Source organism: Paracoccus sp. FO-3 (assembly GCF_006386455.1).
Lineage (GTDB): Bacteria > Pseudomonadota > Alphaproteobacteria > Rhodobacterales > Rhodobacteraceae > Paracoccus > Paracoccus versutus.
This window is the reverse complement of record NZ_VCBQ01000293.1, coordinates 1-701: the sequence shown is the minus strand read 5'-3', so window position 1 is coordinate 701 and position 701 is coordinate 1. Positions and strand designations below refer to the sequence as shown.

At 62.2% G+C, this 701-nt stretch carries 1 pseudogene; it reads left to right on the top strand.

Annotated elements, in window-relative coordinates:
- Positions 1–357 precede the first annotated feature (357 nt).
- Positions 358–555: pseudogene (locus FE811_RS27055) on the top strand (IS5/IS1182 family transposase); the annotation flags it as partial.
- Between the last annotated feature and the right edge of the window lie 146 nt (positions 556–701).

The following is a 701-nucleotide window of genomic DNA, read 5'->3' as shown; positions in this document are numbered from 1 at the left end:
CTGCCGGAGTGAGCCTGTGAACGCCAGTGGTTCGAGGGAACAGGCGAACGCGATTGCAGGCGCGGTCGCGGCCGACGAAGATCGTATCCACCGCCGTCTTCATGTTGTCGTAGATCCCACGAGCGCAGCCCCGAAGAAGACTCCCGGCAGATCTGCTTGATCGTCTTCTGCTCCTGGAAATCCGCCCGACGGATCTTCGCAACTCTCTCCACAACCAGCATCCCGCACTGTGCCCCCGATGACCACGGGGGCATCATGACCATCAGTGTAAAGGGGGGGCTGTTTGGGAAGCCGATCACCCCCGTTACGGGGGCAGTTGGCCATGCCGGCTTACACACCGCCTGGAAACGCTCTGGCGACACCTGCATCTCGGGCCGGGAGGCTGGCGGCAAGTCCGTCAAACCCGATAAGCGACGCTGCAGACGCCGAAACAGGATCGAGAGATCCCGTTTCGGCAGACTCGAGGACGGGCGACGGGTCGTCACCCGTTATGACCGCTGCCCGAAGGTCTCCCTCTCCGCCCTAGCCTTCGCGACCATGATCTTCTGGACCTGACCCGAGAGCCTGTCCTGACCCTAGGCCTGGGGATCGACTGTGGCGTTCAGCTTGGCCGTTTTGATCAGCCTGCAGGCGATGGCAGCGGCCTTTAAGCGTCCGCCCCCCTCTTCCTATCTCTCGGATGAGAAGTTCGCCTTGAGATA